Source organism: Shewanella colwelliana (assembly GCF_001735525.1).
Taxonomy (GTDB): domain Bacteria; phylum Pseudomonadota; class Gammaproteobacteria; order Enterobacterales; family Shewanellaceae; genus Shewanella; species Shewanella colwelliana.
In genome coordinates, this window is the sequence record NZ_MCBT01000018.1 from 85,567 (window position 1) to 97,821 (window position 12,255).

The 12,255-nt window shown below is 37.2% G+C and carries 11 protein-coding genes; all 11 read right to left on the reverse strand.

Annotated features, from left to right (window positions below; all coding sequences use genetic code 11):
• Positions 1-15: 15 nt before the first annotated feature.
• The 11 genes from BEL05_RS07085 to BEL05_RS07135 all read right to left on the reverse strand — a co-directional run bounded on the left by BEL05_RS07085 (position 16) and on the right by BEL05_RS07135 (position 12,108).
• Positions 16-1,356: an oligosaccharide repeat unit polymerase gene (locus BEL05_RS07085; protein WP_139151842.1), complete on the reverse strand. Its 1,341-nt coding sequence runs from the start codon at positions 1,354-1,356 to the stop codon at positions 16-18.
• Between the two features lie 60 nt (positions 1,357-1,416).
• Entirely contained in the window at positions 1,417-3,486 is a 2,070-nt protein-coding gene (locus BEL05_RS07090; protein WP_069670735.1) for a glycoside hydrolase family 20 protein, read from the reverse strand.
• 12 nt (positions 3,487-3,498) lie between these two features.
• Positions 3,499-4,776 (reverse strand): MATE family efflux transporter, encoded by a 1,278-nt coding sequence (locus tag BEL05_RS07095; protein WP_139151843.1) that lies wholly within the window; start codon positions 4,774-4,776, stop codon positions 3,499-3,501.
• A 61-nt stretch (positions 4,777-4,837) separates the two neighbouring features.
• A complete protein-coding gene (locus BEL05_RS07100; RefSeq protein WP_069670827.1) occupies positions 4,838-5,935 on the reverse strand; it encodes a DegT/DnrJ/EryC1/StrS family aminotransferase in 1,098 nt (365 codons plus the stop codon).
• 36 nt (positions 5,936-5,971) lie between these two features.
• Complete coding sequence (locus BEL05_RS07105; RefSeq protein ID WP_069670737.1) at positions 5,972-6,994, reverse strand: 3-oxoacyl-ACP synthase III family protein; 1,023 nt, start codon at positions 6,992-6,994, stop codon at positions 5,972-5,974.
• Between the two features lie 49 nt (positions 6,995-7,043).
• Positions 7,044-7,256 (reverse strand): hypothetical protein, encoded by a 213-nt coding sequence (locus BEL05_RS07110; RefSeq protein ID WP_069670738.1) that lies wholly within the window; start codon positions 7,254-7,256, stop codon positions 7,044-7,046.
• A 20-nt stretch (positions 7,257-7,276) separates the two neighbouring features.
• The gene (locus BEL05_RS07115; RefSeq protein WP_069670739.1) at positions 7,277-8,131 is read right to left on the reverse strand and encodes a UDP-3-O-(3-hydroxymyristoyl)glucosamine N-acyltransferase; all 855 of its coding nucleotides are present in this window, start codon (positions 8,129-8,131) and stop codon (positions 7,277-7,279) included.
• A gap of 18 nt (positions 8,132-8,149) precedes the next feature.
• Complete coding sequence (locus BEL05_RS07120) at positions 8,150-9,094, reverse strand: Gfo/Idh/MocA family oxidoreductase (protein ID WP_069670740.1); 945 nt, start codon at positions 9,092-9,094, stop codon at positions 8,150-8,152.
• An 11-nt stretch (positions 9,095-9,105) separates the two neighbouring features.
• Positions 9,106-10,386: a Vi polysaccharide biosynthesis UDP-N-acetylglucosamine C-6 dehydrogenase TviB gene (tviB, locus tag BEL05_RS07125; RefSeq protein WP_069670741.1), complete on the reverse strand. Its 1,281-nt coding sequence runs from the start codon at positions 10,384-10,386 to the stop codon at positions 9,106-9,108.
• A 279-nt stretch (positions 10,387-10,665) separates the two neighbouring features.
• Positions 10,666-11,634, reverse strand: coding sequence for a Wzz/FepE/Etk N-terminal domain-containing protein (locus BEL05_RS07130; RefSeq protein ID WP_069670742.1), 969 nt, complete (start codon positions 11,632-11,634; stop codon positions 10,666-10,668).
• 99 nt (positions 11,635-11,733) lie between these two features.
• Positions 11,734-12,108 (reverse strand): four helix bundle protein, encoded by a 375-nt coding sequence (locus BEL05_RS07135; RefSeq protein WP_069670743.1) that lies wholly within the window; start codon positions 12,106-12,108, stop codon positions 11,734-11,736.
• Positions 12,109-12,255 lie beyond the last annotated feature (147 nt).

A 12,255-nucleotide genomic window follows, 5' to 3' on the forward strand; every position in this document is an offset into this window, starting at 1 on the left:
ATTCCTACATAGTATCTATAATTTTACAGACTGAGTGTTTGAAAATAATGACAACAACATAATCCAAAAAATACCGCCGAAAGACAGCATAATGGTAAAAAATGAACCATTGGTAAAAGCGAATATTACGGGAAACATGGCACAACAAACAAATTGCGTGTTCCACCGTCTAGACATAGTATCTAAAAGCAACAACCAAATGCCAAATAAAATTGAGATAATAATTATCCCTACAGGACCTAGAGCTGCTATACCATCCGCCGCTATAAAGTTAGCATTTGAATTGCTCTTAACTCCAAGACTATACTCCGCGACTATACGTCCAAGCTCCGGAAAATAACTGTTGTTTGCATAAAAAATTGGAATTTCGATAAATTGACTAACGCCTTTCACGTGAGTCCAATAAGTATATCCATTTTCATTAGCGAAATCACTATACAGGCTAAACATTATCCCTGGAGTTGCAACAACTCTAGCAACCAAATAAAGGCCAATAATAAAAAACATTATAGAGTCAAGATAGAACAAGGACACACCGAGGACTAATAAAGCAATCAGGATAATAGACGTTAATATCTTGTTTAGCTTAATACAACCCTCTGAGAAAGCCCTGCTAATAACAACCATCATCAATGGCATCAAGATAAATGACTTTTCAGCAGTGATCGAATATGACATAACAAAACCGATCAAACCAAAAAATATAAACATCCTTCTCTTATAAACTAAACCTATAGTAAACATAATGGGCGTAAACACTTGAGCAAAGTAAATCTGAATATACCCCATAGAAGCAGAAGTAGCTTTACCTAACTCTCGTTGCAAATAGATAGAATCGAGCGCAGACAGTTTCATTACTGAACTATAATTATATAGAAGAATCGAAGCGAATAAACACCAGAACAATGTCACTACAACCATAAATTGCCTAAATGTAAACAGTGGTTTTACTGACCAGCCCCTTATACAAAAAAAAGAAAATGAAATTACAAGTATAAATGACAAAGCGAATGCTAATAGTGAATAAAGATAGTTTTCATATGAATTAGTTCCATTCGTTATAGAAATAACAACAGAAGGTATATAAATGAAAACAAAAACGATCCACACAATCAAATTTGACGGTTTTTTTATAGTGATAGGCACTAAAAAACAAAAAGGAAAAACCAAAAGAAATATAAGTACAAAACCGATTAAATCAATATAGCCTTCCTTAAAGCCAAACATACTTTGCGTACTATATAAATATCCATTTTGCACACTCAATATTGAAAACACATATAGAAGTACAACCAAAAATACATAGGACTTTTTAATAAAAACACTTTGCATTTTATTTTTTTTAATAATCATCACCTTGACTCAAAAAAATCATTCGTTAAGCCCAAATATACTAACGAAGAAAACTAACGATAATCATTCAATTAACTTTCTACAGAACACGATAAAGGCCCTTTGATTTACTGGGGACAATGTATCATCAGTAACACTAACAGTATCTAAAAAATCTATTTCCGTTTGAATTTTGGAGATCAAAAAATCATTATCCCGCCCTTCAATTTTCAACTCAACAAACTGTGAAATGTAATAAATTAATAAATACCTTGCATAAGTAGCTTTAAACCAAATAAGGTCATGACTCATATTATTTTTAATATTTAAATCATCTACCTGACTAATTAATCGTTCAGAACGGAAGACTATATCATTTAACATATCAACCGACTCATCTAACCCCCTAAAACGCTCCAATAAGTTTCTATTTTGAAAAAGAACAGGAATTGATTGTAAACCGCCAGTCCTAAACTGGTGAATAATGTTTATATCATTATCAGTCCAAGGTTCTCCCCAGAAGATCCCCTTAAATAAATGATAAGTTAACGAATCCTCAGCAAACATCTCCTTTGCATTATCGATAGCATCGGAATACGTCTTATAAAAGGCTTGCCATTCATCCGAGTAAGAGCCATATCGATCGTTAAAATAACGTTCACTGATAGTTAGAGAATTGACCTCACCTGTATCTTGCCAAGTCAACTTGCTAATCAACTGATTTGTTAGGCGTCTCGGACCAGGATTGGTTTTGAGAGGGTGCATATAGGCGACTAATCCATCATTTATACTGCCCAATGAGTCGTAAGTCTCCTGAAAATTTAAATGGTCAGATAAGCCCACAGCCGAAAATGAACTATAGTTGTAATAATCTACAGTGCCAAACTCAACCCCCTGGATAGCAGACCAACTCGATAGATTTTCGGTGATCCGTCTATTTGACTCATGCACTTCCAGGTCCTCATATAAAGGCGAAGACCAAGTTCTTTCATTCAAATAAAACAAATGAATATAGCTATTTTTAGCGAAACTATAACTAAATCCATTAATTGGTGCTTTCCAAGTATTAAAGTAAGAGATCCCGGCAAGCGTCACTTGTCTGTTAAGTTCTCCAGACTCATAGGCTCGCTGAAACTTCTCTGCAACCCGCTGATAAAATAGCATTAGATTGTCGGACTCATTACCTATACTTAAAGCTAACTCACTTTGGTCAAATAGGTCCTGTCTACTATCAGCCGGCCATACGTTAACTATATCGTGATCAGCAAGATCACCTAAAGTTAATCGCTTTAACATTGACTCTGCAAAAAAATCTGCTACTTCTTGTTTGCCAAAAGCTGGGTTAAAATAAGTTCCACTTTTAGGGATTTGTCTGTACACGCCCCCATTATATGCAAACCAATCTGGATGCTTTTCAAACAATCCATCTTCAGAAAACACTTCCTGTATAATATGATGGCCGCCTCCCCACCGCTTAAAACCTAGCATTTTGGCATAGTTTCCTTCGCTATGGCCTGCCAAATTAAGCCGATTTCTTGCCATCCATAATAGATACTCGTCACTTAAAGGTGTTTGGTTATACAACCAGAAACCTCGACTCAAGCTCTTTGGATACTCAGTGGTTTCCCAAACTTTTCTAAGTTCTAAATGTTCAGGAAATGTGATTACTTCCGGATCATACCAGCTAACGCCAAGGTGCTCTAAATATCTGAATGTCCCGTATAACAAACCTATACTCGATTTGGCCGAAATGTTCAAACTAACGTCATCAGAAATTATTGAGTACGACTGTCTATCGGCTTCGTTAATAACATCTTCTTTTGGTTCAAAATAATTTAAATAAATTGCATATATATCATTATCAGATTCAGGCTTTCCGAACGATATATCGATTTCACTCATCTTTAAGTGACTTATTACTTGTTCAATAGCAAACGCTGTTCTTATTGCATCTGCTTTCTTGCTATCCTCTTGCCAATCTATATTCTCTATATCTGAAACAGCATCAGAAAGCGTATCATAAGGTGCAATATTGCCATGAACATATACTTTAAGTGGAGTTCCCGGACCACCATCAACTGAACTAGAGTCGCAACTCACCGCAAAAAAACATAAGAATATGATCACTAACAAAGAACTGAGTTTAAGGCGCATATTATTCACCGGCTAAATAATTGAGAAGTAACATAAACTAATAACACCTAGTGTTAGGCCAATACTTAATAAACCAATGAGTTGAGTCACACGAACTCCTAATACCCTTAACACAAACAATAAGTAACTAAGGTAAAATATATAACCACTTATAGCATAGGTTTCGATAATAAACTTATTTGCATACTCAGCAGCCACAAGAATCGCACCAACTCTTATTACTAGACCAACCACTTGCAACATCAATGCAAGCTTTTGATTATCTGTAATATTGAGTGCCATTGATATGGGCGACACAAGAAACTGAATGAAAAACCAAGGGAATAATAATACGATATATTTACCAGTAGCCTCCCAATCGCTACCGAACACTAGGGGGATAATATACGGTGCTAACACCGAGAATGTAAAAATAGGAACAAACCCAACCTTAACCAAAGACCGTAGCGTCGTTAAAGTAAAATCTGCCAACAGATTATGGCGTAACTTTTCTGGGGCGTGTGATAAATAAACCTGTCCAACAGCATTACCAAGTAATGATATAGGCGCACCTAAAATACGAGTTGCAAGCAAAAGGTAGCCAGCAACAGGACCTACCGAGAGCGCTGCAATAATAAGAACAGGAACTTCAATTGCTGCGCTATTAGCAAAGGCTTCAAAAGTTGAATATTTTGGATAATTTTTATATCTAAAGAATGTCCGTTTTAGACTGCTGTATGATATAGCACTCACTCTATCGACGAGCACCTTTCCATTATTCATAGCAAGATTTGTAGCTGCAAAAATATTACTAATTATATTCCCTGCAATTAGGCCAAATGATAAAAAACCATTTAATCCAAAAACAATCTGGCTACCAACATATATGCTGACTTGACTAATCCTATTTTTCGCTAATAATCCAAACCGTTTATATCTTATAGTCCAATACTGAAAAACACCGAACAGACATAAAAACCAGACGCCCAATGGCAACCATTTTAGATAAGGCAAAAAATCAACATCAAGAATATCTACAAAATAGATATCTGGCACTAAGATAATAATGCAAAAGAGCAGTAGACTGATACATGTTGAACTTAATAACGAAAGTACAACTAAATTAATTGCATCATCTTCAGAATCTGGAATTGGTATAGCAATTTCAAATCTAAGGCAAGATGATACTGATAAAACCGCTAACATTGAAAGAAATATGGCAAACAGATTAAAATCTTCTGGACCATAGATTCTAGTCAAAAATGGTAAGGTTATAATACCGATTATTTGAGCTGAAGCAGTTCCGCCCACAAGAACTGCCACTGAAGATATGAACTTATTAGAAAGAAACTTGTTCTTTAATTGTACTAAACTAGTTAGCATCGTCGTAATCAGAAGTTGACGCTGGCAGATACGGATGCATAGGCAGACTTAATACTTTTTCTGCAAGCATCGAAGCTACTGGAAAATCCTCATCAGTATATCCTAAATGACTAAAAGCTGTTTGATTATGCATACAGGTACCATAGTAAATCATAGTAGGTATCCCCTTTGCTGCATATTGCTCTCTAACGGCCTCTCGATCTTCTACAAGCAAGGTATATTGCGCCCAGGAACTTGAGTATTCACTAGGGATACGGGGCTTAATGAAGGAACTTGGTAACGACTGAGAGTAGTAATGTGCGATATTATTCCGTTTTTTTAATTCAATCGGAAATTCTGCCAACTTTTCTAATAAAATTGCGGCCTGAATAGTATCTAACCTGCTATTAATGCCAATACGGACGTTATCATACTTGTCACGACCTTTTCCATGGACTCGATACGATTTAACTAACTCTGCATATTCATCATTATTAGTAAAAACTGCGCCACCGTCACCATAGCAACCTAAAGGCTTAGCAGGGAAAAAGCTTGTTGTTGCGATATCTCCAAAGGCACCAGCTTTTTTACCACTTATTTCGCCGCCAAACCCTTGCGCAGCATCTTCTATCAGCCTCAATTGATATTTTTTTGCAATCGCTTCAATTCTCGGATAATTTGCTGGTAAACCAAATAAATCTACCGAAATAATAGCTTTAGGAGTAAGTTTTTTCTCAACAAGTATTCTGTTTATTTGTACCTCTAAGTGCTCTGGGCACATATTAAATGTATCTATATCCGAATCAACAAAAACAGGTGTTGCACCTGCGTAAGCAATGACTTCTGCCGTAGCAAAGAATGTAAAGGTTGGACAAAAAACTACATCCCCAGGACCTATATCTAATACCATTAGCGATAGTTGTAACGCGTCAGTTCCATTAGCACACGTGATTGCATGCTTCACTCCAACATATTCAGCTAATTTTTCTTCTAACTCGAAGACTTCAGGACCCATTATATAGGTTCCATGATCGAGAACTCTCTTAATCCTTAAATCTATTCTTTCTTTTAAATGCTGATATTGCGCAGCTAAATCAATAAAGTTTATTTTCACATTTATACCCATGTCTTTTGAAGGAGTGCTTTATGACCATGTAATAATAGTACCAGCCCAAGAATACCCAACACCAAATCCAAGGACCAAAATCTTGTCACCACTCTTGAACACTTTATTATCCACGGCATCAGCTATCCCCAAAGGTATTGTAGATGATACTGTGTTTCCATAATTTTGATATGAAGTTAAAAAACGCTCTTTCTCAAACTTGCACATCTTTCTCAACTGCTCCAGCATGAACTTATTCGCCTGATGAAAAACTATATAATCAAGGTCATTCTTTTTTACTTCCGCCTTTTCCAATATCGCATTAACACTTTCTGGAACACTTTTTAGTGTGAAATTAAATATCTCTCCACCATTCATATATAGATTTTTAGGTGCCCGTCGATTTCCGCTACTATCGCTTTGCTCGACAGAAGATTCAGACGTAATCGGGAAGCGACTACCACCGTGAGGTACGATTAAGTTCTCAGCGCCGCTACCATCTGTTCCAAATAAAAAGGGCCCCAATAGATCTGTAGCAGATTCTCTCGCCGATATAAGAGTCGCAGCTGCGGCGTCTCCAAATAACGTTCTTACACTTTTGTCACCATCTGCGATATATTTGCTGTATTGCTCAGAAGTGATAAGTATTATGTTCTTGGCTTGCCCAGTCTCTATTAAGCCTTTAGCCAAACTTAGACCATATACATAACCAGAACATCCTAAGTTAAAATCGAGAGCCCCACACGTAGTGGAGAGTCCTAGCTTATGCTGAACAATACAAGCAGTAGTTGGAAGGAGATGGTCAGGGCTTTGAGTGCATAGTAAAATAAAATCAATATTTGATTTATCTACATTATACGAGTCAAAAAGTGATTCACATGCCGAAACAGCCATATCAGATACGGTTTCATTGCCTTCAGCTATATGCCGTGAACTAATACCCGTTTTAGAAAAAATTTTCTCAACACTCCACTCAGGATAATCAAGAACCAACTCTTCATTAGTCAGTGTATTAGTTGGCAGGTATTTCGATACACCTGCAATATAAGCCTTCATGCTCATAACCATTCCTATTCAATTACAAAAAGTTTAACTAAACTTACACTAGATTTTAGCTAATTAACTCTATAAGCTCCTGAACTGTTTCCACATTGCTTACTTTTTCAGCATCAACAACAGTATTAAACTCAGTTTGTACTGAAGAAAGAAATGAAATAACAGCAAATGAATCCCAAATATCCTCAGTCAATATCGTGCTAGCCGTTACATTATCCATCTCGATGATATCCTGAACGATTTCTATTACTTTAGCTGTATTACTCATATTTACCTCTAGAAACAAAATTAGTTAATTTTTCTTGCGGGACTTCCAAAAACCGTACATCCACTTGACACATTTTTAAGTACTATAGAACCTAATCCTACAATAACATCGTCACCAATTGTTAAGCGCTGTTTTATGCACGATCCTGGAGCGATTCTTGTTCGCTTGCCAATTTTAACATAACCGGATAATTCAGATTTTGCGATAATATAAGCATCTTCATCAATAAAACAGTCATGCGCAATATGAACTAAATTATCAACCTTGACGTTATTCATGATAACAGTATCGTCAACAAGTCCTCTAACTACACAGGTATTTGAACCAATTTCGACATTATCACCCAACCAAACACCACCGAGATCTATCTGCTTAACAAGATATTGATTGTCCTTTATATAATTATAACCCCCGCCACCTATTGACGAATGAGTCCTTATCAAACAGTTTCTGCCAATTCTAGTTCCTGAATGAATCACTACATTATGTTCGATTATAGTACCTTCACCAATTTCTACATTATGCTCAATAACGACATTCTTACCAATTTTAACTGAACTAGGTAAAATACTGTCAGTATAATCTTGAGTAAAGCCAACTTTTAACGCAATGAAAGCTATAAATTCATTCATAGCGACTCTTGGATTGTCAACAATAATGCAGCAATAGCCGGGGACGATTGTCGATGTCAATAACTGTAAGTTTTCCTTATTACTCGGTAGTGGACCTTTAATGTAAACTGCAATACTGTTTTCACTAGTATTAGTGTTATCACTAATAGACTCTACCTGAATAGCATCAAGACCGTCTACATTACTAAAACTAGGAATATCAACTTCCGATAGGCGAACTATTCGATTAAATTTTCTACTCATTATCTCACCAGAATAAATTTATGATATCTTGTAAAACAATGGATGTTTATTCATTGAATCATCGATGACTATTTGCTTTCTTATGTTTTCAACAGTCTCGATAGCAGTTCGATTGTCATCTAAACCATAGCCACGCCCGCTAAGAATTTGCTGGTAGCTCTGAGTGTGTAAATCTGTAAAGCCCCCTGAAAACTCTAACTGCTCTCCTTCAATATCTATACTCCTGTAGGTCGTTTTTTCACCAACAACAGCATCTTCAGGAAGGTTTTTAGAATCTATAGACAAGAACCATTTTACTTTCGCTCGTTTAAACTCCAAATAACCACAGGAGGTTGTTTCACTGCGATAGTGAACTTCATTATGCAAAACATCACCAAAAATAAAATGAAGCATATCGTAAAAATGAACGCCTATATTTGTAGCGATGCCGCCAGATTTCTCATCAGAACCTTTCCAGGATTTTAAATACCATTTCCCCCTCGATGTCATATAGGTTAATTCAACATCGAAAACTTTATCTTCAGGTGCATTCATTACCTTTTCTTTCAGCTCTATGATTGAAGGATGAAGCCTTAATTGAAGAATACTGTTGACCTTTGCACCATACTTTTCCTCATACACTTTTAACGTATCAATCTCTTCAGAACTTAGAACTAAAGGTTTTTCACAGATAACGTCTATGCCGTTTTTTAATGCAAACTTCATCTGTGGAGTATGCAGGTAATTTGGCGAGCAAATTGAAATATAATCAAGTTTATTGCCTTTTAACGCTTCATCTTCTACGTAAGCAGCAAAATCTTCAAACTCTGTGAAGAATTCAGATTCAGGAAAATGCATATCCATAATCCCTACAGAGTCATTAATATCCATAGCAACAGCTAAATCGTTGCCAGTATCTTTAATGGCTTTCAAATGACGAGGAGCGATATATCCACCAGCACCTATTAAGGCAAATTTTTTCATTAAGTTATTCCTTATAAACGAATATCAGCGGCATCAAGAGGGAAGACATATTTCACATCGTAAACAACATGATTTTCTTTACCAAGAGCTCTTACTTTTTCAATACCCATCTGCTTCAGTTCACTATGATCTACCGCTAAGATAATGCCGTCATAATAATTCTCTTTTAGTTCTGAAGTTAGCTCAATACCATATTCATGCTTAACTTCTTGAGGTTCTGCCCAAGTGTCATGTACATCGACATTAATATTGAAACTTTTAAGTTCTTTAACTATCTCTATCACCTTAGTATTGCGAACATCTGGACAATTCCCTTTAAAGGTGAAGCCCATCACAAGCACATTTGCTTCATCAATATGAATTTTTTTACTTGCCAGCTTCTTTACCATTTGAGTTGCCACATAGCTGCCCATACCATCATTTATGCGACGACCGGCTAAAATCACCTCTGGCATATAGCCGACTTCCTTCGCTTTATAAGTAAGGTAGTATGGATCAACACTGATACAGTGCCCGCCAACTAAACCGGGTTTAAAATGTAAAAAATTCCACTTTGTGCCAGCGGCTTTGAGCACTTCCTCTGTATCGATATCTAAACGATTAAATATTTTGGCAAACTCATTTATTATGGCAATATTTAAGTCTCGCTGCGTATTTTCAATGACTTTAGCGGCTTCTGCCACTTTGATAGATGACGCCTTATGGGTGCCAGCGGTCACAACAGAACGATATACAGCATCGACAAAATCAGCAATATCCGGTGTTGATCCAGATGTAATTTTAACTATGGTTGTTAAGCGGTTAACTTTATCACCCGGATTGATGCGTTCTGGACTATATCCTGCAAAAAAGTCTTGATTGAATTTCAAACCTGACACACGTTCGATTATAGGTAAACAAACCTCTTCAGTAGCACCTGGGTATACTGTTGACTCAAATACAACGACATCGTTTACAGAAATAACTTTACCTAATGCCTCAGATGCTTTTCTCAACGGTGTCAAATCTGGCGCATTACTGCTATCAATAGGTGTCGGAACAGTGACGATATAAAAATTGCAGTCTTTAATATCTTCTAAATGACAGGTATATTTTAATAAATGTGCTTCTGCTAGTTCAGCGTTTGTACATTCTAAAGTTGAATCATTCCCTGAAGTTAGCTCTTTTACTCTTGGCTCATTGATGTCAAAGCCGATGGTGTTGTATTGCTTACCGAACTCAACGGCTAGAGGTAAACCGACATACCCTAACCCAATAATACCAATGTTTAAATTTTCAAGATTATTGTTCATAGATGGTGTTCCAACGAAATTAAATACACAAAAATTAGATGATAATTTGTACTTTTACATCTCAACCTTGCAAGCCAAGCCGAGACACTTTTGATCTATTTTGAGACAGTAGCTCTTAGTTCTAAGTAGGCCCATCCCTTGTAAGCCTTGGGTTTCGTAGATTTTTCTATTCTTTTTTCTGCTCTTCATTTAAATGCAGCAACCCCAATAGGCTCTTAAAAGACTTGATTCTAGATTGCTAGAGCGCTTCGCTGCTAGAAACGATAAAACCAAAGACTCTTAATTCTCTTTTCTAACGAAATGTCTTATTAAAACAATCATCACAGCCAGCATGCCACCAAGCATGGTGCCTAATACACAAATTAGGGCACGTTTGGGTTTAGCTTTCTCTTCAGGCACTAATGCTGGGTCAATCGTCTTAAACACATACTCATCACGTACTTCAGCGAACATAATGGTTTTCGCTTGCTCTTCAATAAGTTTATACAAAATGGAGCGTATGTCGGCTACGTTAGTTTGGGCAATCTGTTTGTTTAAAAAGTCACTGCTGCGAATTGCCTCTGCTACATCACGCTCTTTCATTACCTTGTTGATGTCTTCAACTAGCCAGTTGACCCATTGTTGAGCGACCGATGGCGACAAATGCTCAACAGCAACGGTCACCATGCCAGTATCTTTTGCTGAGTTTACACTCACAATCTTACTGAACTCTTTAAATGCTTCTTGCATTGAGGGCTCAGGTTTAAATGGCGCTTTGACTTCTCGCACCCATTTATTGGCTGACACGTCATAAAGATCTGCATCGTAGATGACAGCATTTTCAGCCATGTTCCATTTTTCTGCTGCCATTAAATCAGGCAGAAGTTGATGCTTTTGAATAAAATCACTGGCAAATTGGCGTGATTTCATCACCTCTATGGCCATTTGGGTTTTATCTACCCCACCACCGCCACCTAAGTTAATACCAGCCATACTGGCTAAACCGCCGAATTGGCCCGCTAAGGCACTTAATCCGCCGCCTTGTTCTTCACTCGCAGGGGCTAACAGTGCTTCAGATTTATAGATATTGGGCTGCATAATGGCAAAAATCACAGAACCAATAGCGAATACAGCAGTGATGGCGATGATTAACCACTTGCCTTGCCAGATAACAGCAAAGAGTTCACGCAGATCAATTTCGTCGTCGCTCGTTATTTGGGGGTTGACGAATTGTGCATCGGTGTATTTTTGTTGTATTTGTTTGTTCATATAGTCTTCAGATTCTAGATTCTAGGACGCTTCGCGGCTAGAGCGCTACGCTGCTATACAAGCGGAAAGTCAAAGTAGCCAACCGCTAAGTTAAATTAATCAAATTTTGTAATCAGCGTTATCTTCTTTTATCTGTGATTCCTTATTTCTAATTAGAGCACCTATGATTTTTGCAATCTCTTTGGCTTCTTTTATCATTTCCATTGAAGATTGCTTACTCAGATAACCGATCTCTATTCCGATATATAACTGAGTAACCAACTCCCCTAATGAACCTTTGGCATAATAGAGAAACCTAATCTTCTCTTTTGTGGTTTCACGTTCCTCCCCCTCTGCAATGTTTGAAGGAACTGATAAGCCAGAACGAGTAACTTGGTCTTTAAAGCCCCAGTTTTGAATAGCCTCAGTCTCTTTATATATTTGACAAGATAAACGTGAGGCTCTCTTCCATACATCTAGCTTTTCAAATCGCATAATCAATCCTTGATTAAAGCAGAGTCTAGGACGCTACGCGGCTAGAGCGGCCTTTGGCCTGCTATAGTGCAGCCAACAGTGGAGCCAAAGATTCTGCTTTTATGATCTAGAAGCGAAGCGCTCTCGCAGTGACGAAGTCACGTCCTA